This is a genomic window from Streptomyces sp. NBC_00704 (assembly GCF_036226605.1).
Classification (GTDB): Bacteria; Actinomycetota; Actinomycetes; order Streptomycetales; family Streptomycetaceae; genus Streptomyces.
Map to the genome: position 1 here is coordinate 4,673,006 of NZ_CP109000.1, position 21,624 is coordinate 4,694,629.

General features: G+C 70.6%; 20 protein-coding genes. 14 read left to right on the top strand and 6 right to left on the bottom strand.

Features of this window, described 5'->3' with window-relative positions:
- Nucleotides 1-63: 63 nt before the first annotated feature.
- The 3 genes from OG802_RS20435 (at nucleotide 64) to OG802_RS20445 (ending at nucleotide 4,626) form a co-directional block, all read left to right on the top strand.
- Nucleotides 64-1,041 carry a YhjD/YihY/BrkB family envelope integrity protein gene (locus tag OG802_RS20435; RefSeq protein WP_329412479.1) on the top strand — a complete coding sequence of 326 codons (978 nt, stop codon included), beginning with the start codon at nucleotides 64-66 and terminating at the stop codon, nucleotides 1,039-1,041.
- A gap of 180 nt (nucleotides 1,042-1,221) precedes the next feature.
- Complete coding sequence (locus OG802_RS20440) at nucleotides 1,222-2,640, top strand: DUF2252 domain-containing protein (protein ID WP_329412480.1); 1,419 nt, start codon at nucleotides 1,222-1,224, stop codon at nucleotides 2,638-2,640.
- Between the two features lie 30 nt (nucleotides 2,641-2,670).
- Nucleotides 2,671-4,626 carry a glycoside hydrolase family 15 protein gene (locus tag OG802_RS20445; RefSeq protein WP_329417234.1) on the top strand — a complete coding sequence of 652 codons (1,956 nt, stop codon included), beginning with the start codon at nucleotides 2,671-2,673 and terminating at the stop codon, nucleotides 4,624-4,626.
- Here the strand turns inward: OG802_RS20445 and OG802_RS20450 are convergent.
- Complete coding sequence (locus tag OG802_RS20450) at nucleotides 4,574-5,956, bottom strand: chloride channel protein (protein WP_329412482.1); 1,383 nt, start codon at nucleotides 5,954-5,956, stop codon at nucleotides 4,574-4,576. The two genes, OG802_RS20445 and OG802_RS20450, sit on opposite strands and share 53 nt — an antisense overlap.
- 251 nt (nucleotides 5,957-6,207) lie before the next feature.
- Between OG802_RS20450 and OG802_RS20455 the strand changes: the two genes are divergently transcribed.
- On the top strand, nucleotides 6,208-6,531 hold the full coding sequence (locus tag OG802_RS20455) for an Lrp/AsnC family transcriptional regulator (RefSeq protein ID WP_329412484.1): 324 nt from the start codon (nucleotides 6,208-6,210) through the stop codon (nucleotides 6,529-6,531).
- 514 nt (nucleotides 6,532-7,045) lie between these two features.
- Here the strand turns inward: OG802_RS20455 and OG802_RS20460 are convergent.
- The 4 genes from OG802_RS20460 to OG802_RS20475 form a co-directional block, all read right to left on the bottom strand.
- Complete coding sequence (locus OG802_RS20460; protein WP_329336200.1) at nucleotides 7,046-7,399, bottom strand: ASCH domain-containing protein; 354 nt, start codon at nucleotides 7,397-7,399, stop codon at nucleotides 7,046-7,048.
- The gene (locus OG802_RS20465; RefSeq protein ID WP_329412486.1) at nucleotides 7,396-8,517 is read right to left on the bottom strand and encodes a hypothetical protein; all 1,122 of its coding nucleotides are present in this window, start codon (nucleotides 8,515-8,517) and stop codon (nucleotides 7,396-7,398) included. Before OG802_RS20465 ends, OG802_RS20460 begins: the two co-directional genes overlap by 4 nt.
- Before the next feature lie 68 nt (nucleotides 8,518-8,585).
- Nucleotides 8,586-9,017, bottom strand: a complete 432-nt coding sequence (locus OG802_RS20470) for a hypothetical protein (protein WP_329412488.1) — start codon at nucleotides 9,015-9,017, stop codon at nucleotides 8,586-8,588.
- On the bottom strand, nucleotides 9,014-9,424 hold the full coding sequence (locus OG802_RS20475) for a hypothetical protein (protein WP_329412490.1): 411 nt from the start codon (nucleotides 9,422-9,424) through the stop codon (nucleotides 9,014-9,016). Before OG802_RS20475 ends, OG802_RS20470 begins: the two co-directional genes overlap by 4 nt.
- Before the next feature lie 119 nt (nucleotides 9,425-9,543).
- On the opposite strand from OG802_RS20475, the gene OG802_RS20480 reads away from it, so the two are divergent.
- Genes OG802_RS20480 through OG802_RS20490 form a run of 3 tightly spaced genes read left to right on the top strand, consistent with a single transcriptional unit; the run spans nucleotide 9,544 to nucleotide 12,015 of the window.
- Entirely contained in the window at nucleotides 9,544-10,587 is a 1,044-nt protein-coding gene (locus tag OG802_RS20480) for a helix-turn-helix domain-containing protein (RefSeq protein ID WP_329412492.1), read from the top strand.
- Nucleotides 10,584-11,273: a YdcF family protein gene (locus tag OG802_RS20485; protein WP_329412494.1), complete on the top strand. Its 690-nt coding sequence runs from the start codon at nucleotides 10,584-10,586 to the stop codon at nucleotides 11,271-11,273. Before OG802_RS20480 ends, OG802_RS20485 begins: the two co-directional genes overlap by 4 nt.
- A 28-nt stretch (nucleotides 11,274-11,301) precedes the next feature.
- Nucleotides 11,302-12,015 carry a WbqC family protein gene (locus OG802_RS20490; RefSeq protein ID WP_329412495.1) on the top strand — a complete coding sequence of 238 codons (714 nt, stop codon included), beginning with the start codon at nucleotides 11,302-11,304 and terminating at the stop codon, nucleotides 12,013-12,015.
- A 709-nt stretch (nucleotides 12,016-12,724) separates the two neighbouring features.
- Here OG802_RS20490 and OG802_RS20500 read toward each other — a convergent pair.
- Nucleotides 12,725-13,162 (bottom strand): hypothetical protein, encoded by a 438-nt coding sequence (locus OG802_RS20500; protein ID WP_010353923.1) that lies wholly within the window; start codon nucleotides 13,160-13,162, stop codon nucleotides 12,725-12,727.
- 590 nt (nucleotides 13,163-13,752) lie between these two features.
- Between OG802_RS20500 and hemL the strand changes: the two genes are divergently transcribed.
- From hemL to ccsB, 7 genes are all read left to right on the top strand, one after another.
- Nucleotides 13,753-15,072 carry a glutamate-1-semialdehyde 2,1-aminomutase gene (gene hemL / locus OG802_RS20505; RefSeq protein ID WP_329412497.1) on the top strand — a complete coding sequence of 440 codons (1,320 nt, stop codon included), beginning with the start codon at nucleotides 13,753-13,755 and terminating at the stop codon, nucleotides 15,070-15,072.
- Nucleotides 15,069-15,782, top strand: coding sequence for a histidine phosphatase family protein (locus OG802_RS20510; RefSeq protein WP_329412499.1), 714 nt, complete (start codon nucleotides 15,069-15,071; stop codon nucleotides 15,780-15,782). The genes hemL and OG802_RS20510 overlap by 4 nt, the downstream gene beginning before the upstream one ends.
- 159 nt (nucleotides 15,783-15,941) lie before the next feature.
- Nucleotides 15,942-17,291, top strand: a complete 1,350-nt coding sequence (locus OG802_RS20515; protein WP_329412501.1) for a hypothetical protein — start codon at nucleotides 15,942-15,944, stop codon at nucleotides 17,289-17,291.
- A 66-nt stretch (nucleotides 17,292-17,357) separates the two neighbouring features.
- Entirely contained in the window at nucleotides 17,358-17,990 is a 633-nt protein-coding gene (locus tag OG802_RS20520) for a TlpA family protein disulfide reductase (RefSeq protein WP_329412503.1), read from the top strand.
- A gap of 1 nt (nucleotide 17,991) precedes the next feature.
- Nucleotides 17,992-18,762, top strand: coding sequence for a cytochrome c biogenesis CcdA family protein (locus OG802_RS20525; protein ID WP_329412505.1), 771 nt, complete (start codon nucleotides 17,992-17,994; stop codon nucleotides 18,760-18,762).
- 3 nt (nucleotides 18,763-18,765) lie between these two features.
- Nucleotides 18,766-20,478, top strand: coding sequence for a cytochrome c biogenesis protein ResB (gene resB, locus OG802_RS20530; protein WP_329412506.1), 1,713 nt, complete (start codon nucleotides 18,766-18,768; stop codon nucleotides 20,476-20,478).
- Nucleotides 20,475-21,578 carry a c-type cytochrome biogenesis protein CcsB gene (gene ccsB / locus OG802_RS20535; RefSeq protein ID WP_329412508.1) on the top strand — a complete coding sequence of 368 codons (1,104 nt, stop codon included), beginning with the start codon at nucleotides 20,475-20,477 and terminating at the stop codon, nucleotides 21,576-21,578. Before resB ends, ccsB begins: the two co-directional genes overlap by 4 nt.
- The last annotated feature ends 46 nt before the right edge of the window (nucleotides 21,579-21,624 follow it).

The window sequence follows — 21,624 nt, forward strand, 5'->3', positions numbered from 1 at the left end:
CGTTCGGCCCTCGCCGGGGTTCCGCCACGGGCCGTGGGGGCCCGCTGCGGGCACGCTGGCAGCATGCAGCCTGGCGCAGGCCCCCGACGGGACCGTCCGGCGTCCGCGTCGCGCCGCGAGCGGTGGCGGGCGCGGGGCGCGGCGGTCGCGGTCCGGGCGCGTGGACTGCGGGCCCGGGCCGAGCGGCGGTTCCCGGTGATCACGCATCTGATGACGCATCTGATCTCGGTCAACGTGCTGGACTCCGCGACCCGCCTGGCGGCGCAGACGTTCCTCACCGCCGTGCCGCTGCTGTTCGTGGCCGCGGCGATCGCCCCGCAGGCGCTGCGGGAGCAGTTCGTCGACTCCGTCAGCGACGTCTTCGGCCTGACCGGGGACGCCAAGCAGCAGCTGGAGCAGGTCTTCGAGGGGGACACGACCGAACTGCGCCAGACCACCGGCGTCGTCAGCGGGCTGATGGTGCTGATCTCGGCCACCGCGTGCAGCCGCGCCATGCAGCGGCTGTGCCAGCGTGCCTGGGGGCTCCCCAAGGCGGGCGCGCGGTCCCTCGCCTGGCGCTGGGTCGTGTGGCTCCCCGCCTGGCTGGTCATGATCGCGGTGCAGGGCGTCCTGCGGGACGGCTTCGGCGCCGGGCTGTGGCTGGGCCTGCCGCTGCTGCTGATCGCCGAGACCGGCCTGTGGTGGTGGACGCAGCACCTGCTGCTCACCTCGCGCGTGCCGTGGCTGCCGCTGCTGCCGGGCGCGCTCCTCGCCGGCGCCGCCCTGAGCGTCCTCACCTCGGCCGCGCACCTCTACGTGCCCAGGGCCCTGGAACACAGCCTCCAGCGGTACGGCTCGCTGGGCGCCGTCTTCACGCTGCTGTCGTGGCTCATCGCGCTGTGCGTGACGATGACGCTGTGCATCACCGCGGGCGCCGTCTTCGCTCAGGAGCCCGCCGTGGCGCGCCGCCTGGGCGGACCCGGGTCGCCGCCTCCCGCCACCGGCGATACGTTGGAAGACGGACAGCGGCCGACCGGTCCTCGGCCGCCTCGGGACGCGTGAACCCGTCGGCCGCGCTTCAGCCCAACCGGCCACCCGTGAACCCCGCCGGCCGCGCTCGTGCCCGCCGGCCACTCCTCCATCCGCCGGCCGGGCGCGCGTTCGCCGGCCGCCGCCGCACGGCGCGTCCGCGGCGACGACCGCTCCCCGCGCCCCCGGCGACCCCATCGCGGAGCGTCTGCCATGAGCGAGAACCACCCCACCGGCCACGAACTGCGCCACCGCACCCCGAGGGAGCGCGCCCGGCGCGGCAAGTCCGCCCGGTCCGGCGTGCCGAGGTCCGCGCACGCCGAGTTCGCGCCGGCGCCCGGACGCGCCGATCCGGTGGACGTCATCGAGGCGCAGTCGGCGAGGAGGCTCCCCGACCTCGTGCCGATCCGCTACGCGCGGATGAGCGAGTCGCCCTTCCGCTTCTACCGGGGCGCCGCCGCCATCATGGCCGCGGACCTCGCCGGAACGCCCCGCACGGGGATCCGGGTCCAGTGCTGCGGCGACGCGCACCTGCTGAACTTCCGGCTGCTGGCCTCCCCGGAGCGGCGGCTGATGTTCGACATCAACGACTTCGACGAGACGCTGCCGGGCCCGTGGGAGTGGGACGTCAAGCGGCTCGCGGCGAGCCTGGTCATCGCGGGCCGCGCCAACGGCTTCAGCGCCAAGGAGCGGGCCTCGGTGGTGCGCACGGGGGTGCGCTCGTACCGCGAGCGGATGCGGGAGTTCGCCGGCATGGGCAATCTCGCGGTCTGGTACGCCCGCTTCGAGGCGGACGGACTCCAGGAGGCGTTCGCCCCCCGCCTGGACGCCGACACCCGCCGGCGCTGGGACGCCACCCGCGAGAAGGCCCGCTCGCGCGACACGCTCCAGGTCTTCGACAAGCTCACCCACGTCGTCGGCGGACAGCGCAGGATCGCCGACGACCCGCCGCTCCTGGTCCGCCTCGAGAGCCTGCTGCCGGAGGCCGAGAGCGGCGCGCTGGAGACCGAGATCAGCCGTCTCGTCGAGCGGTACGGCCAGTCGCTCCAGTCCGACCGCCGCTTCCTGCTGGAGACCTACCGCGTCGCCGACGTCGCCCGCAAGGTCGTCGGCGTGGGCAGCGTCGGCACCCGCTGCTGGATCGTGCTGATGCTCGGCAAGGACGGCGAGGACCCGCTGTTCCTCCAGGCGAAGGAGGCCGACGAGTCCGTGCTGGCCCCCTACGCGGGGGCCTGCCGGTTCCGCACCCAGGGCGAGCGGGTCGTCGCCGGGCAGCGGCTGATGCAGGCGACCAGCGACATCTTCCTGGGCTGGGAGCGCAGCACGGGCATCGACGGCCGGCGCCGCGACTTCTACGTCCGCCAGCTCAGGGACATGAAGGGCATCGCCGTGACCGAGAACATGTCGCCGAAACGGATGTCCCTGTTCGCCTGGCTGTGCGGGGCGACCCTGGCCCGTGCCCACGCCCGCTCCGGCGACCGCATCGCGATCGCCGCCTACCTCGGCGGCGGCGACGTCTTCGACCGGGCCCTCGCGGCCTTCGCCGAGCTGTACGCGGACCAGAACGAGAAGGACCACGCGGCCCTCCTCGACGCGGTCGGGGCGGGCCGCGTCCCCGCCCGGTCGGCGTGAGACGACGCCGGCGACCAGAGGGAGACCATGATGGACCGTTACCCGCCCATCGCCGAGCACGGGCTGATCGGCGACCTCCAGACCGCCGCCCTGGTGACCTCGGAGGGGGTGATCGACTGGTTCGCTGCCCCGCGCTTCGACTCGCCCAGCGTCTTCGCGTCCCTGCTGGACCACGACGGCGGCGGCCACTTCCTGTTCGCGCCCACCCACGGCGAGATGACGCGCCGTCAGATCTATTACCCGGACAGCGCCGTGGTGGTGACCCGTTTCCTCTCCCCGGACGGGGTCGGCGAGGTCATCGACCACATGCCCGTCATCCGCGCCCGGACGCCGTCCGACCGGCACACGGTGGTGCGGATCGTGCGGACCGTGCGCGGCACCGTGCGCTTCGCCCTGGAGTGCCGTCCGCGCTTCGACTACGCCCGCGGCGACCACACCCTCGACCTGACCGGCGCGACCGGCCGGACCGGAGGAAGCGGAGGGAGCGGAGGGAACGGCGGAAGCGGAGGAGCCGGAGGGGGCAGCGGGGACTTCGGCGGAGGCGGAGGCGGGGACGGTGGCGGAGGCGGGGACGGCGGGACGGTGGCGAGCGCGGTCTTCCGCGCCCCGGCCGCGACCGCGTATCTGCAGGCCACGTTCCCGCTGGAGCGGGACGGGCGCGACGTGCGGGGCACGGTCACCCTGGAGGCCGGCCGGTCGGCGGCCGCCGTCTTCACCGTCTGCGACCCCGACGGCGAGGCCCCGCCCCCGCCGACCGCGGACGCGGTCACCGCGCAGATGTGGGACGACATCGACTTCTGGCAGCGCTGGGTGCGCACGTCCCGCTACCGCGGCCGCTGGCCGGACATGGTGAACCGCTCGGCCATCACCCTCAAGCTGCTCACCTACGCCCCGACCGGCGCCCCGGTCGCCGCCGCGACGATGGGGCTGCCCGAGCAGGTGGGCGGCGAACGCAACTGGGACTACCGCTACACGTGGGTGCGCGACGGCTCGCTGTCGGTGCGGGCCCTGCTGGACCTGGGCTTCGTCGAGGAGGCCGACCAGTTCGTGCACTGGCTGGGGGAGCGGCTGGCAGACCGCGCGGGCGTGACCGGGGAGCCGCTTCAGATCATGTACCGGGTCGACGGGGACCCTCATCTGACGGAGGAGACCCTCGACCACTTCGAGGGCTACCGCGGCTCACGTCCGGTGCGCGCCGGCAACGCGGCCACCGGGCAGCTCCAGCTCGACATCTACGGCGAGGCCCTCTACGCCATGTCCGAGGGCATCGAGCAGATCGGCCGGCAGGTGGGCTACCACGGCTGGCGGGGCCTGGCCCGCCTGATGGACTGGCTCTCGGACCACTGGGACCGCCCCGACGAGGGCATCTGGGAGACCCGCGGCGGGCGCAAGGACTTCACCTACAGCCGGGTGATGTGCTGGGCCGCCTTCGACAACTGCGTCAAGCTCGTGGAGGAGTTCCGGCGGCCGGGCGACACCCAGCGCTGGATCCGGGCCCGCGACGCGATCCTCGAACAGGTCATGGAGCGCGGCTGGAGCGAGGAGAAGCAGGCGCTGGTCCAGCACTACGGCGGCGACGTCCTGGACGCCTCGCTGCTGCTCGCGCCCCGGGTGGGCTTCATCGCGCCGCGCAGCCCCGGCTGGCTGTCGACGCTGGACGCCATCGACCGCCGGCTCGTCTCGGACAGCCTCGTCTACCGCTACGACCCGGCCGCCTCCCCCGACGGACTGCGCGGCTCGGAGGGCACGTTCAGCCTGTGCACCTTCCTGTACGTCGACGCCCTGGCGCGGGCCGACCGTCTCCCGCAGGCCCGCTACACCTTCGAGAAGATGCACACCTACGCCAACCACGTCGGGCTGTTCGCGGAGGAGATCGGCCCCAGCGGGGAGCAACTGGGCAACTTCCCGCAGGCGTTCACCCATCTGTCGCTCATCATGGCCGCGACGACCCTGGACGAGGCCCTCGACCGGCTGGCGGCCCGCTGACCGCCGGCCCGCTGACCGCAGGCCCGCTCCCCCCAGGGCCGCTCCCCGCAGGCCCGCTCCCCGCAGGGCCGCCGAACGCCGGGATGCCCGGCCCCTGCGGCAGCAACTGCGTCACCGCGAAGGACACCACCGCCGCGAGCACCACGAGCGCCACCGTGTCCACGTTGCCCAGCAGCAGCACGACCAGCACCGCGCCGCTGACGGGCAGCCGCAGGGCCGCCGTGACGGCCGCCGCCATCCCGGCCGCCATCGCCGGCACCAGGCCGAAACCGGGCAGCGGCGCGAGAAGGGCGCCGGCCGCCCCGCCGAGAAACAGCGCGGGAAACACGGGGCCGCCGCGCAGGCTGCCGAGACAGAGCGCGTAGGCGAGCCCCTTGAACACCAGCACCGCCACGAGCGCGCCGACCGACCAGGCGGCCGCGTCCCGTGCCAGGGCGGCCAGGGCGCTCTCGCCGGACAGGGCCGCCTCGGCGGGGGAACGGCCGGTGGAAACGGAGTAGAGGGCGATGCAGCCGGCCGCGCCGAGCGCGCACAGCGTGGTGGTGCGCACCGTCCACGACGTCACGAAACCGGCGGTGAACCGTCCGGCCACGAAGATCCAGTGGATCAGGAACGCGAGGGCCACGGCGATCAGCAGCGTCCAGAGGATGTCCGCCCAGTCCAGCGGCGGCGGCGCGGGCAGCCCGATGTCGAGGCTCCCGGTGTGCAGGCCCGTCCAGCGGACGAACCCGGTGAAGACCAGGTCGCCGACCCCGCTGGCGAGCAGCACCGGCAGCATCACCGCGAACAGCTGCGGTCCGCCGACCCCGGCCACCTCCATCAGCAGGACCGCGCCCACCAGCGGATTGCCGAAGAGCGCGGAGATCGCCGCGGCGGCTCCGGCCGCCCCGAGCAGCGCGGTGCCCGCCTCCGTCCGCGGGGCCCGCACGAACCGCGCGAAGAGCAGGGCCAGTCCGCCGCCCAGGGCGATCAGCGGCGCCTCGGGGCCGAGCACGGTGCCGAGCGGCAGTCCGACGAGTGCGGCGACGAGCACTCCGGGCAGCGCCTTCTCATCGGCCCCGCCGGAGTGCAGTCCGCCCGCGGGGATGTGCCCGCCCCGCCCCGGCAGCCGCGAGACCACCAGCCCCACGACCGCGCCCGCCACCGCCAGCAGGGGGAACCCCCACCACCACGGGGCCCGTGTCCACCCCAGGTCCTCGGGCCAGTCCGTCCAGATCAGCCGCTCCAGCTGGTCGAGCGCCACGAGGAACCAGAAGGCGATCAGGGCCACGGGAACGCCGATCAGGCCGCAGAACACGAGCGCCTTGAGGTATTCGGGCCGGCGCAGCATCGTCCGCAGCAGATCGGCCTCCGGCGGCTGACTCGCGGCGGGCGCGGCGGGCGCCTCCGGTCGCGTCCCGGCGATGGGGACCTCCTCGGCTCGTCAGTCCGGCGGCATATCCCCCCGAACCCCGACATTTCGCGACGAGGCTATCCGCCCGCCCGCCTCCACACGGGGACCGGCGCGGACAGTCAGGGCGCCGCTTCGCGGACGAGTTCCTCGGCAAGTTCCACACGCTTCTCTCGGCTGAAGGTCATGCCGTGGCAGCCGTGCAGCTCGCAGGATTGAACGAGGAGACCCGGGACGCGGTCAACGTGTGTCTGCAAAGGCGCAAACAGTTTGCCGTGGATGCCGAGAGCCGCACCCTCCTCGGGGATGCAGAAGTCCTGTCGGACACCTATCAGCGCGCACGCAAACTCAGTGCCTTCCGTGCGGCGGAGCTTGCCGAGGAACTGCACATCTCCTTGCCTGACGCGAACAATCGGCTCAAGCGTCTCCTGGAAGCGGGAGCACTCCGGCGTGAACGTTCCGCGGGCCCTGACCGAGGGGGCAAGGAATTCAGCTACAGCGTGCCTGCCTTCTGAGGGGCAGCCGGGCCCTCGCCCCACTCGTGAGGGCTCAGTACGCTGCCGGTCCGCCGAGTTCGCCCGGGCTTCAGCGCTGTTGATCTCCAAGCCGTACATGGACGCGTTCGTGTGGGACCGGCCGCCAGCTGTGGCCCGAGGTGCCACGAGTGGCTTCTGAGCGCCGGATTCGACATCCTCCTGTCGTCAGGTTCTGAGGATCGATGCAGTTCAGGCGGAGGCGGGAGAGCGGAGCTCATTGCGGACGCGGGTGAGTGTTCGCGGTGCGGCTGTAGCCCTCTGCGTGATCGGGCCATGGCTCGGTGCTGCTGATGAAGCCGGTCGCCGGGTCCAGCCCCTCGGTCCCGTAGAGCGACTCCGGCTCTGCGGCTGATCGACGACTCCGACGCGGACCATGAGCAGCACATCGTCCTGCCGACGACGCTGGTCCCGCGGACGACCACCGGGCCGCCGCCCGGGACCTCTGGGGAGCGGGACACCGAGTAGGACCGCACCTCGTGGAGCGGGCTCCGAGTCAGGGGAGAAGGCCGATCCGGATGGCCATGGCGCCAAGGGCTTCCTTCGCCGGTGGGTAGATGGCCCGGATACGGGCGAGTTGCTCGTCACGGGTGGCGGTGGGGTTGACGTTCGAGGGCCCCTCACCGTCGAGCAAAGCCTCGAAGTTGGAGTACTCGGTGACCCGTTTGACCGTGACCTCGCAGGTCTCCTCGGTGCCTTTGATGCGGAAGCGGATGGTGTCACCGGCGGCGAGGTCGGCGAGGTGGGGGTACTTGACTCGTACCTCGATGGTCTTCTCGCCTGATGCGACGAGGTCGAAGTACTGGCGGTAGAGGTTGAGTTCGTGGACGCGGCCGGTGGTGTTGCTCATGGGGCGGAAATGCTCCTGGGTGCTGGTGCGGTGATCAGGCGGCCGATCTCGGCTGCGGAGTACGAGCGGAAGAAGTGACGGGGGTCGGACAGCATCGTCTGGGTCGTGGCCAGCAGTTGGTCCGCGTACTCGGTGACGGTGCCGGGCCATTCCCGGGTGTCGAGCATCCAGCGGGCCGCTTCCTCAGACAAGGGGGCATGGCCTTCGCGGATGAGCGACTTGGAGAGTTTCGCGCCGGTGTCGGTGACGACCTGTGGGCAGAACAGCCGGGCGGGTAGCTGTGCACGGGTGAGGCCGACGGCCTGGAGGGCTTCGTCGACCAGGATGGAGCCGAAGACCCAGTCGCCGCCCTTGACCATGACGTACAGGGTTTCCCGGGTCGCCATGCTCGTGAGCGTGAGTTCCTTGACCAGGTTGCGGTACAGGGTCGCCAGGTCGAGGTAGGCGCTGGTGGTGGGCGTGATGGTGGCTCGGTACGGGCCGTGGTGGAGACAGACCGCGGAGACGGCGGCGGTTTCCTGGTCGGTGAGGTGGACCCTGGTGCGTTCAGCGTGCTTCTCGGACCAGCCACAGCCGTGTTGGGGGCACGGAACTCGGAGGTGTGGGGTGCCGGTGGAGGGGGCCAGCCACCAGCGGGCTGCGTCGATGCGGGGGAGGAGCCGTAGCCAGGTTCGGCGGAAGTATTCGCCGGCTTGCTGCTGGGTGTAGGTCTCGACATGGTGGGGGATGCCCAGGCGCCGGGTCAGGGCCGTGAACAGGGGTTGGTATAGCGCGGTGACGAGGTCGGTCAGGGCCTTCTCGCCGAGTGCTTGGGCGTAGGCGCGCTGGTAACGATGTCCGCTGGCTGGGTCTGTGGCCAGTTCGTACGGGGCGTTGTCGAGGGCGCTGAAGACGACCGCGCTGGGGATGCCGAATCGATCGCGAAGGCGGGCGGCCATGGCGAAGGCGAGGGACTGGACGAGCGAGGTGCCGATGTGCGGGGCACCGTTGATCTGGGTGCCGACAACCAGCACGATCCGCTCGGGCGGGGTGGCCAGGATGCGTGGGGTCAGGACGTCCTCTGTGCGGAGAAGTGCGTTGGCGAGGACGGTGTTCGGTGAGACGGGGTGGCTAGTCACGGATGTCCCCTTGCGGTCGGGTCGGATGAAAGGCGCCGCTGCCAGGTGTGGGGCGGGGCCGCGGGGCTTCAGAGGCAGGCGTCGGAGCGGCGTTTCGCGTTGTCAGCGGTGACGTACGGGTGCTGGAGCGCCATCCGGAGGGTTTCGGCGTCCGTGAGGGTGTCGTCGTCGGGAAGTTCGCACCAGCCGCCGTACCAGTCGGCGATCACCTCCCAGCCGGGTGCGACGAGCCAGCTGTTGGTGGAGAGATGCCGTACGGGCAGGCCGTTCCAGCAGTCGGCGGTGCCAGGCTCGATGGCGTAGTAGAGGCGCTCGTTGGGTCCGTCATAGAGCACCGGGCCGATCGTGGCGCCGGTTGCCCGCAGGAGGACCAAGGCCAGTAGGCCCGTCTCGGCAGAGGTTCGCACGAGGTCCCAGCCGTCGCCGACCTTCAGCAGGCGCAGGCCGGGCACGTCGCTGACCCTGGGGGCGCTGCGCAGCGCGTCACGCACGGATGTCATGTGTCCGCCCGTCGCTGGAGGTTGGAGCTGGAGCCGCAGGCCGGTGCAGCCCCCGTCATCGGCTTGGAGGTACGGACCACGATCAGGCGTGCACCCGCCGCTGTTATCCGTCGCCTTCGCTCGGCACTGAGGTCCTTGGGCCCGAGGTGGTTCAGCGCGGGGATCACGGCACCGTATGTGTCGGGCAGTTCGAGGGCGTCGACGAGTCCGACGAAGGCCGGCGAGCGGATGGCTGCCGTGGTGTCGCGGTCGACGAAGACGCCGCAGAGGGCGAGTTCATGTCGTCGGCAGTACTCGGTGAGGCAGCTGACAAGTGCGCTGTGACGGGCCGGGCTGCTGGTTGCATGGCGCAAGTAGCCGAAGACCTGAGGGAAGGCTACGGGGCGGCGTTCCGTGATGAGTTCCATGAGCACAGCGTCGGCTGCCGTGAACGGCCTTGAAATGACCTGCTGTTGCACTTCCGTTGCACTTCCCGCCCCACGTCGTCACCGAGAGTGCTTCCATACGTGACGGAGGGAGGTAATCCGTGGTCAACGTGCAGCAGTGGACAGGCCAGGAGGCGAGAGCCCTTCGCGCCGCCCTGCGTATGAGCACCCGTGCCTTCGCCGAGCACCTCGGTGTGGCTCTGCGCACAGTGGCCAAGTGGGAGAGCTTCGGTACCGGGACTCAGCCCCGTCCCGACACACAGGCGATCCTCGACACCGCGCTCGCACGGGCGGACACCGCGGCCCAGGCCCGGTTCGAAGCGCTGTTGTTCCCCGCACGGAAGGCCGTGAGACCGGCGGATTACGAGACCTGGACCGACGACATCGAGCGCGCCGTGGTCTGTGTCAGCCGCCAGGACTTTCCATTCGCCTCGACCTTGCTGAATCGGTGGCTGGTCAGCCAAGGCCCCCACGACCTCGACGACAAGGGCCTATACCTGTACGGGCGTTCGCTCGTCCTGCTCGGCGATGTGCAACGGGACCAAGGCGCGATCCTCGGCCCACTGTCCGCTCGCCAGTCCTACCTCACCGCGCGCGGCATGTTCTCCGAGCTCGACATCCCGCGCAGGGTGGCCCAGATCGAGCTGTCCCTCGCTGTCGTACGGGAGATGTCAGGCCAGCTCGATGCCGCCGCTCATCGATACGAGCAGCTCGCCGCAGACGAACGCCTCAGTCGACGCGACCGGGCCAGGGCCCGGCTGTGGATCGGCACGGCCCTGAGCAAGGAAGGCAACAACGGCTACGCCACGGAAGTCATGATGGCGGCCACCCGCGAGTTCGAGGAACTCGGCGAGCCTGAGGACTGGTCCGTGGCGCATCAGAAGCTGGCCCTCGCGCATCGCGGTGTCGGTGACCTGACACAGGCCCTGCACTACATCGACATCGCGCGTACCACCGGCACGGTCGACTCCCCGATGCAGCGGGTGCGGCTGGACACCGCCTACGGGCACATCCTTCTGTCGGACGCTGCGACCCGGAATGATGGGCTGTCCGTCCTCGATCAGGTGGCGCAGGTGGCTCGGCAGTACGGGCTGAGCCACCAACTGCGCAGCATCGAGGGCATCCGAAGGGGCCAGCAGGGATGAGCCAGGGAGTGCCAGTGCCGCAGCACGAGCAGCGCCAGATCACCGACGAGCAGTTCCACGACGCGACGTTGATCTGGAACTACCACCAAATGGGCCACGAGCAGCGGCCCTGCTCGGCGGCGATCGGCCTCGGCAGCCACGACCTGGGCGTGGCCACCACAGCCGCCGACCTCTACCGTGCCGGCCTCTTCCCGGTCGTGGTCTTCAGCGGCGGCAACAGCCCCACCACCCGCGCCCGCTTCCCGCGCGGCGAGGCCGTCCACTATCGCGAGCATGCCCTGAGTCTGGGCGTTCCGGACGAAGCGATCCTGGTCGAGCCGAAGGCGGCCAACACCGGCCAGAACATCACCTTCTCCCGTGAGCTGCTGGCCGAGGCCGGCATCGCTGTCGAGTCGCTGCTGCTGATCTCCAAGCCGTACATGGAGCGCCGTTCGTACGCGACTTGCCGCAAGCTGTGGCCCGAGGCAGAGGTCGTCTGTGCCTCAGAGCCGCTGGAACTGGACGACTACATCAAGTCCATCGGCGACGAGAAGCTCGTCGTCGACATGCTTGTCGGGGACCTGCAACGGGTGATCGAGTACCCGAATCTCGGCTTTGCCGTCGAGCAGCACGTACCGGGGGACGTATATGACGCGTACGAGCGCCTCCTGGGCGCCGGCTTCGACAGCCGTCTCATCACCACCTGAGCTACCCCATGTCAGCTCGTCGGGCGGGGTGTGCGCGATCCACCAGCCGAACCTGTTCCCACGGCTGTCCACGTTGGCGAAGCTCTTCGCCGCCGACCGGTGGATCGTCCTGACCGACGTGCAATTCGCCCGGCGCGATTTCCAGCACCGCGCCCGATTGGCCGCCTTGGACGATCCTGGTCGGCAGCAGTGGCTCACGCTCCCGACGCACCTTCCACACGGACGTCCGACGCTGATCAGCCAGGCGCGGCTTGTTGACCCCTGCCGTTCGCGCCGGAAGGTCGAACTGCTCGTGCGCCAGTATTACGGCGGTAGCCGCCACTGGGGTGCCGTGTGTGAAGTCCTGGAGGCGGTCCTGGACACATTCGACACCTCAGAATGCGTGGCAGGCGTCGCGAAAACATCGACGATTGCCCTGCTCACGGCTCTCGGCTGGTCGGGGGAAGTGCTGGACAGCAGCGAGATTCCGAGCCGCCAAAACCGGTCCGAGCGCCTTGCCGACCTCGCCGCCGCCACCGGCAGCACCCACTATCTGTGCGGATCCGGTGGCTCGCGTTACCTCGATGTGGGTCCGTTCGATGCCAACGGCATCCCCGTGCTGCCTTTCCACATCCCTGTGGATGCGGATGACCCGCTCTGGCAGTGGAACCGATGTACCAGCAGCCTCTGGGCCCTGAGCAAGATCGGGCCCGGGGCGCTGGCGAACCGACTGGCTGCCCGACCAGGAGCCGCGTTCCCTTGAAACCTGGGAGTGACTGAGCCGCTACTGCACGAGGCGGTAGAACGGGGCGCTGTTCCTGGACGTCGAGCAGTTCTCGGACGCGCTTGGTCGTCCAGGCCAACTCGTGCGCCAACGCACCCACTGACAGGTCTGCTCCGTGGCGCTGTCCACCTGGTGGAACTGGTGTATCGAAGGCCGCTGTTTCGGTGCGGGTGGGGTGCTTCCGGTCGTGGCGGAGTTACGAGATCGCGCACTCGGTGTTCCCCACTAGCGACGCCGACACCGATGCGACCCTGGCGCGCGCGAGGCGACTGCCTGCACCTCGACGCCATCGCCGACCTCGCGGTTCTCTGGATGAGGATCACCCGCCAGGAGCCCAAGGCTCTTGACGGGCTCGCGAAACTCATCAGGTGCGCCCGGCCCGACCGGCGGCGGGCTATGAGGGCTGACTGGGCCGAGCGACTGACCGGCGGGAATCCGAGTACGCCGGCCACTCGGACCCGACTTCACGCTGCGGACGTACACGCACCCGCTGTCGTCCAGCGACACGCGGACCCGCAAGACGATCGACGACGCCTTCAGGCAGTAGCCAGCACCAGAAGCCCAGGGTGTATCAGGGCCTCCGCTGCACCAATGTGCCCTCGATGTGCCCCGGCCGCCTGACGCCCCCTCCCCGCCACCAAAAAGGGCGAGGCCCGAAGACCCCGCCCGCCCCTCACGCAACCCCAGCTCAGGGCCACACCAAGCAATAAGGCTGGTGCCCCGCCTCGTGCAGCCGGTGCGAGAAGTCCTGCCATTCGTGCAGGAGTTGGTACACGTTGAAGGCGTCGCGGGGGCCGCCGCGGTCGGGGACCGTGGACCAGATGAACGCCGCCGCGCCGACCGCCTCCTCGCCGATGTCGCGCAGGGGGTCGACGACCGTCATGGGGAGCTTCACGACGGCGTAGTCGGGGTGGAGGACGACCAGCTCCAGCGGGGGCACCTTGTGGAGGGGGACGCCTTCGATGCCGGTCAGCACCATCGCGGCCATCGTCTCCGGCTTGATCTTGGTGAACATGCCGTTCATGCCCAGCTCGTCGCCGCCGAGTTCCTCGGGGCGCATCGAGATCGGGACGCGGGCCGCCGTGGCGCCGTCGGGCGCGCCGAAGTACTTGTACGTCACCCCCACCCGACCACCGTTCCCGCTCCCCGCCCCAAGGCGGTCGACCCGCTGGTCGACTCGCCGGTCGACCCGCTCGGGTTCACTCGGTACACCCTGTGCCTGCGTCTGCCGTGCTTCGCTGACTTCCTCCGCGTCGCGCCGGTGCCTTCCCCGCCGGGCACGTCGAGGACCCAGGTCGTCAGTCCCCTCGCCCAGTCCGCCACCGCGATGCATATCTCCACCCGACTGCTTTTCTAGGACGCGTGGCCCCCGCCGCGCAACCCGATCATCGTGTCAGTGACCTCCCCCACGGCCGCTCGCCGAAACGTGCGGTGAAACACCTGTCCGCAGGATCTTCGCAGCCCCTCGACACACGGTCGGAGAGAGCTACGTCTGTCAGGCCCGTTCCGACTCAGTTTCGCAGATGGCGGAGGGGCCGGCGGCGCGGGCGGCGGAGCGGGCGCGCGGCGGGCGGCGGGAAGGGACTGGCCGTCCGGTCAGTAGGGGCGGGACGCCCCGCACGGCCCCCGTGGGTCGCGGGGGGCGCTGGCCTACCCTGGGAGGTCACTGGCAACCGGAGTCCAGCAAGTCGGAAAAGGTCGGAGAAGCCGCAGGTCATGAGCGAACTGCCCTATTCATACGATGCGCCCCTCTCGCAGGCGTTGTTCGACCGTGCGTCCGTCGTCACGCCGGGCGGGGTGAACTCGCCGGTGCGCGCGTTCCGCGCCGTGGGCGGAACGCCCCGGTTCATGGTGTCCGGCGCCGGCCCGTATCTGACGGACGCCGACGGGCGGGAGTACGTCGATCTCGTCTGCTCCTGGGGGCCCATGATCCTGGGCCACTCGCACCCCGAGGTCATCGCGGCCGTGCAGGAAGCCGTCTCGCGCGGCACGTCCTTCGGCACGCCCGGCGAGGGCGAGGTCGCGCTCGCCGAGGAGATCGTGGCCCGGGTGGAGCCGGTGGAGCAGGTGCGGCTGGTGTCCAGCGGCACCGAGGCCACCATGTCCGCGATCCGGCTCGCCCGCGGCTTCACCCGGCGCTCCAAGGTGATCAAGTTCGCCGGCTGCTACCACGGGCACGTCGACTCGCTGCTCGCCGCCGCCGGGTCCGGCGTCGCCACCTTCGCGCTGCCCGACACCCCCGGTGTCACGGGCGCCCAGGCCGGCGACACCATCGTCCTGCCGTACAACGACCTGGAGGCCGTGCACGAGGCCTTCCACCGGCATCCGGGCGAGATCGCCTGTGTGATCACCGAGGCCTCGCCGGGCAACATGGGCGTCGTGCCGCCGATGCCCGGCTTCAACCAGGGCCTCAAGGACGCGTGCGCGACCAACGGCGCGCTGTTCATCTCGGACGAGGTCATGACCGGGTTCCGGACCTCGCGGGCGGGCTGGTTCGGGATCGACGGGGTGCGGCCGGACCTCATGACGTTCGGGAAGGTCATGGGCGGCGGCTTCCCCGCGGCCGCGTTCGGCGGGCGCGCCGACGTGATGGCGCACCTCGCGCCCGCCGGGCCCGTCTACCAGGCCGGCACGCTCTCGGGGAACCCGGTCGCGACGGCCGCCGGTCTCGCCCAGCTCCGGCTCCTCGACGACGCGGCGTACGCCACGGTGGACGCCGTGTCCGAGCAGATCCAGGCGCTGGTGTCGGGCGCGCTGGCCAAGGAGGGCGTGGCGCACACGCTCCAGAGCGCCTCCAACATGTTCTCCGTCTTCTTCACGGACCGGCCGGTGCGCGACTACGACGACGCCAGGGCGCAGGAGTCGTTCCGCTACACCGCCTTCTTCCACTCGCTGCTGGCGGACGGCGTCTATCTGCCGCCGTCGTCCTTCGAGTCCTGGTTCGTGTCCACGGCCCACGACGACGCGGCCGTCCAGAGAATCGCCGACGCCCTTCCGGCGGCGGCCCGAGCGGCTGCGGAGGCCACCGCCCGATGAGCACCTTCGACAAGAACGACGCCGGCCGGGACGTCACCGTCGTCCACCTCATGCGGCACGGCGAGGTGCACAACCCGGACGGGGTCCTCTACGGCCGTCTCGACGGCTACCACCTGTCCGACCTGGGCCGGCGGATGGCCGACCGGGTGGCCGAGCACCTCGCCTCCCGTGACGTCACGCACGTCGTCGCCTCCCCGCTGGAGCGGGCGCAGGAGACGGCCACCCCGATCGCCAAGGCGCACGGCCTGGACCTGGGCACGGACGCCCGGCTGATCGAGGCGGAGAACGTCTTCCAGGGCAAGACGTTCGGCGTGGGCGACGGGGCGCTGCGCAGGCCGGAGAACTGGAAGCACCTCGTCAACCCGCTGCGGCCGTCCTGGGGCGAGCCGTACATCGACCAGGTCGTGCGGATGATGGGCGCGCTGGACGCGGCCAGGGACGCGGCCCGCGGCCACGAGGCGGTCCTCGTCAGCCACCAGCTGCCGATCTGGACCGTGCGGTCCTACGTCGAGCGGCGGCGGCTGTGGCACGACCCGCGCAAGCGGCAGTGCACGCTCGCGTCGCTGACGACGTTCACGTACCGGGGCGACCGGATCGTGTCCGTGGGGTACACCGAGCCCGCCATCGACCTGGTGCCCGCTCACCTCCGCGCCGGCGCGAAGCCGGTGAAGGGTCGGGCCCCCGGCGGCGGCAAGGCGTTCGGGGCGTAGGCTCCGCTCACCCAGTCATGACCGAAACCGGATGACCGATCAGTGGCCTGAATCGACCGCTCTGTTACGGAATCCGGACGTATTGGCGGAACCTCCTCGTTCGTCATGTCCTCTGAATGGGTGACGTGCCCACCAGAGAACGTGACGAACGGGGTTGCCATGCGCGCCATCACCCGAAGGGGAGCACTCGGACTCGGCGCCGGTGCCGCCGCTGCCGCAGGACTCGTGGGCTGCGGCGGCCTCACGGGTTCGGACGAGCCGTCCGGGAAGGGCGGTTCCGGCCACGGCAAGGACTCCTCCGGCAGCCCGAAGCCGAAGGCGTCCGCCCGCCCGATAGGCGACGGCTCGACGTCGTTCACCGGCAAGCAGCCCCACCAGCCCGCCAAGCCCGTGCCGCTGGAGGCCGGTCAGGAGCCGCCCCAGTTCGTCGTCTTCTCCTGGGACGGCGCGGGCGAGGTCGGCAACGGGCTCTTCCCGCGCTTCCTCGACCTCGCCAAGGAGCACGGCGCGAGCATGACGTTCTTCCTCTCCGGGCTGTACCTGCTGCCCGAGTCGAAGAAGCGGCTCTACGACCCGCCGAACAACCCGCGCGGCGCCTCCGACATCGGTTACCTCTCCGACGACCACGTGAAGGCCACGCTCGCGAACGTGCGCCGCGCCTGGCTCGAGGGCCACGAGATAGGCACCCACTTCAACGGGCACTTCTGCGGCGAGGGGCACGGCTCGGTCGGCAAGTGGACGCCCGCGCAGTGGCGCAGCGAGATAGACCAGGCGAAGAAGTTCGTGAAGGAGTGGCGGACCAACACCGGCTGGACCGACCTGCCCTCGCTGCCCTTCGACTACGACAAGGAACTCGTCGGCGGCCGCACGCCCTGTCTGCTGGGCCAGGACAACCTGCTGACCACCGCCCGCACGCTCGGCTGGCGCTACGACGCCTCCTCGCCCGGCGGCAACCAGGTCTGGCCCAAGAAGAAGCAGGGCATATGGGACCTGCCGCTCCAGGCCATACCGTTCCCCGGGCACAGCTTCCAGGTGCTGTCCATGGACTACAACATCCTCGCCAACCAGTCGATCAACTCGACCAAGGCGCCCGCCCACAACTACCCGGGCTGGCGGAAGCAGGCCTCCCAGGCGTACATACAGGGATTCAAGCGGGCATACGAGTCGAACCGGGCGCCGTTCTTCATAGGCAACCACTTCGAGCAGTGGAACGGCGGCATCTACATGGACGCCGTCGAGGAGGCCTTCAAGCACATCGCGCGCGAGAAGGAGAAGGGCGCCGACGTGCGGCTGGTCTCCTTCCGGCAGTTCGTGGACTGGATCGACGTCCAGAAGCCGGAGATCCTCGACAAGCTGCGCACCCTGGAGGTCGGACAGCAGCCGGCCGGCGGCTGGAAGACGTTCCTCGCCGCGGGCTCCGCCACCGCCGGCACGTCCGCGGGCGCCACCGCCGGCAGCACCGGCAGCACGGGCGGCGCCGGCGCGAGCGCGTCCCCGAGCGCCGCCTGAAATGCGGTTCTCCCCCCGAAAGGGGGGCGGGCAAGATCCCCAGAACGGGCATGCGAAACTTTTCACATGAGTGCCGCCAGCCGCGCCCTTACGCGCTCGTCCGCCCGGTTCCGCCCGCGCCGTGCCGCCCTGACCACGGCGGCCGGCGGGGCCGTCGCCGCACTGCTGCTCTCCGCCTGCACCTCTGGAGGCGCCTCCGGGGGCGGCGGTGACACCAACTTCGTGATGGGCAAGGACGGCATCTCCACCGTCGAGCCGGGCAAGCGGGACGAGGCCCCCGACCTGTCCGGCAAGACCGTCGCCGGCGGACAGCTCGACCTCAGGAGCTACCGGGGCAAGATCGTCGTCCTCAACGTGTGGGGATCCTGGTGCTCCCCGTGCCGGGCCGAGGCGCCGGGCTTCCAGAAGGTCTCCGCCGACCTCAAGGGCCGGGGCGTGCAGTTCGTCGGCATCAACACCCTCGACACCAGCAACAAGAACGCCCTGGCCTTCGAGAAGCACCAGGGCATCACCTACCCCAGCCTGTCCGACCCCAAGGGCAAGCTGCTGCTGCGGTTCAAGAAGGGCACGCTCAGCCTCCAGGCCATCCCCTCCACGTTGGTCATAGACCGCAAGGGCAAGATCGCCGCCCGCTCGCTGGCCGCGCTCAGCGAGGAGAAGCTGCGCTCGATGATCTCCCCCGTCCTCGCGGAGAAGTGACGTGAGCGCTCTCACCACGCTCGCCGCCACCGGCTACAACGACACCGTCCTCAACGGCGCGTTGCTGGTCGCGCTCCCCGTCGCCCTCCTCGGCGGTCTCGTCTCCTTCTTCTCGCCCTGCGTTTTGCCGCTCGTCCCCGGCTACCTCTCGTACGTCACCGGCGTCGCCGGAACCGACCTCGCCGACGCCCGCCGCGGGCGGATGGTCGCCGGAGCCTCGCTCTTCGTCCTCGGCTTCACCGCCGTGTTCGTCTCCAGCGGGGCCCTGTTCGGCTACTTCGGCGACACCCTGCGGGCCAACCAGGACATGCTGTCCAAGGTGCTCGGCGTCCTCATGATCGCCATGGGCGCGTTCTTCATGGGCCTGATGCCCTGGATGACCCAGCGCGAGTTCCGCATCCACAAGCGGCCCGTGACCGGCCTCGTCGGCGCCCCCGTGCTGGGCGCCCTGTTCGGCATCGGCTGGGTGCCGTGCATCGGCCCCACCCTCGCCTCCGTGCTGGCCCTCTCCTCCCAGCAGGGCAGCGCCGGCCGCGGCGCCCTGCTGACCGTCGCCTACTGCGCCGGCCTCGGCGTGCCGTTCGTCCTCGCCGCCGTCGCCTTCCGCAAGGCGCTCGGCGCCTTCGGCTGGATCAAGCGGCACTATGTCTGGGTGCTGCGGATCGGCGGCACCATGATGATCCTGACCGGCGTCATGCTGCTGACCGGAGCGTGGGATCGTCTCGTGCAGGACGTGCAGTCCTGGTCCGCCGGTTTCGATGTGGGGATCTGATCCATGAGCAAGACCACGCCCACCGGGCCGGCCGAGGCCCCCGCCTCCGACGAGCAGGAACTCGGCGCGGCCGGCTCCCAGCTGTCCACGGCCCCCGCCGACACCCTCGCGAGCACCCCCGGCCTCGGTGTGATCGGCTGGGCCCGCTGGTTCTGGCGGCAGCTGACCTCCATGCGGGTCGCGCTGCTGCTCCTGCTGCTGCTGGCGCTCGGCGCGATCCCCGGCTCGCTCATCCCGCAGACCGGCACCGACGAGACCAAGGTCGCCGACTTCCGCGCGGTCCACGGCACCCTCGCCCCGGTCTACGACAAGCTCGGCCTCTTCCACGTGTACAGCTCGGTGTGGTTCTCCGCGGTCTACATCCTGCTGTTCGTCTCCCTCATCGGCTGCATCGTGCCCCGCACCTGGCAGTTCGTCGGCCAGCTGCGCAGCCGCCCGCCCCGCGCGCCGGGGCGCCTGACCCGGCTGCCCGCCTACACCACCTGGCGCACCGAGGCCGAGCCCGAGCAGGTCCGCGAGGCCGCGCTCGCCCTGCTGAGGAAGCGCCGCTTCCGCGCCCACGTCGCCGGGGACGCCGTCGCCGCCGAGAAGGGCTACACCCGTGAGGTCGGCAACCTCGCCTTCCACATCGCGCTGATCGTGATGCTGGTCGCCTTCGCCTGGGGCCAGCTCTTCAAGGCCGAGGGCAACAAGCTGGTCGTCGAGGGCGACGGGTTCTCCAACACCCTCACCCAGTACAACGACTTCAAGTCCGGCAGCCTCTTCGACACCGACGACCTGAACCCGTTCAGCTTCACCCTGGACAAGTTCACCGGCACCTACGAGACGTCCGGCCCCAACACCGGCACCCCGCGCACCTACCAGGCCGCCCTCACCTACAGCGTGGGCGCCTACGGCAAGGACCGGAAGGCCGTCGTCAAGGTCAACCACCCGCTGGAGATCGCCGACTCGAAGGTCTACCTCACCGCCCACGGCTACGCGCCCGTCATCACCGTCCGCGACGGCAGGGGCGAGGTCGTGTACAGCGACGCCGTGCCGCTGCTGCCGCTCGACTCCAACGTCACCTCCACTGGCGTCGTCAGGGTCCTCGACGGCTACCGCGACGCCAAGGGCGTCACCGAGCAGCTCGGCATCTCGGCGTTCTTCCTGCCGACCTACACCAAGGGCATGGAGACGGCCTCGACGTTCCCGGCCCTCGGCAACCCGGTGCTGAACCTGACGCCGTACCACGGCGACCTCGGCGTCGACGCGGGCATCCCGAAGAGCGTCTACCAGATCGACAAGACCCACATGAAGGCCTTCAAGGACGCCAAGGGCGCGCAGCTGAGGGACAACCTCAGGCCCGGCGAGACCATGACCCTGCCCGGCGGGGCCGGCACGGTCACCTACGAGGGCACCAGGCAGTGGGCGAACTTCCAGGTCACCCAGCAGCCCGCGAGCGGCTGGGCGCTCACCGGCGCACTCGTCGCGATCTTCGGTTTGGCCGGCTCCCTGTTCCTCCAGCGCCGCCGCGTGTGGGTGCGCGCGGTGAAGGGCTCCGACGGGGTGACCGTCGTCGAGATGGCCGGCCTCGGCCGCAGCGAGTCCGCCAAGGTGCCCGAGGAGCTCGGCGACCTCGCCGGGATCCTGTACGACCAGGCTCCCGGGGCCCCCGACCCCGGTCCCACGGATTCCCCCGACTCCCAAGCCGTACCTGCCGAAGGGGCTGAGAAATGACTCTCGCCGCCGCAACAGAGCTGGCCACCGCCACCAACGAGCATCTCGCGAGCATCAGCAACACGCTGATCTACTCCGCGATGGCCGTCTACACCCTGGCCTTCTTCGCGTACATCGCCGAATGGCTCTTCGGCAGCCGCAGCAAGGTCGGCCGCACCGCCGCCGCGCTCACCGCCGGGACGAAGGCGGGCGGCGGCGCGGGTCCGGCCGTCACCGTCAGGCAGAACGGCGGGACGGCCGTCCTGGAGCGGCCGCAGGTCGTCGTGCGTTCCACGGCGGGCGCGCGGGACGTGCCGGACGGGCCCGGCGCGCACGGCGGCGACGAGCAGGGCGACATGTACGGCCGGATCGCCGTCTCGCTCACGGTCCTCGCGTTCCTCGTCGAACTCGTGGGCGTGGTCGCCCGCGCGGCCTCGGTGCAGCGCGCGCCGTGGGGCAACATGTACGAGTTCAACATCACGTTCTCCACGGTGGCCGTCGCCGTCTACCTCGGGCTGCTGGCGCTGCGCAAGAACGTGCGCTGGCTCGGCCTGTTCCTGATCACCACGGTCCTGCTGGACCTCGGCCTCGCGGTGACGGTCCTCTACACGGCGAGCGACCAGCTCGTCCCCGCCCTGCACTCGTACTGGCTGTACATCCACGTCTCCACCGCGATCTTCTGCGGCGCGGTCTTCTACGTCGGCGCGGTCGCCACGATCCTGTACCTGTTCAAGGACGCCTACGAGAACAAGCTCGCGACCGGCGGCAAGCCGGGCACGTTCGCCCACTCGGTCCTGGACCGGCTGCCCGCCTCCGCCTCCCTCGACAAGTTCGCCTACCGCGTCAACGCGGCCGTCTTCCCGCTGTGGACGTTCACGATCATCGCGGGCGCGATCTGGGCGGGCGACGCGTGGGGCCGCTACTGGGGCTGGGACCCCAAGGAGACCTGGTCCTTCATCACCTGGGTCGCCTACGCCGGCTACCTGCACGCCCGCGCCACGGCCGGCTGGAAGGGCCGCAAGGCCGCCTACCTGGCCCTGGTCGCCTTCGGCTGCTGGCTGTTCAACTACTACGGCGTCAACATCTTCGTCACGGGCAAGCACTCGTACGCGGGAGTCTGAGCCGCGCACGGCCCCGTACGACAAGCTCGGCGACGAAGGCCGGTTC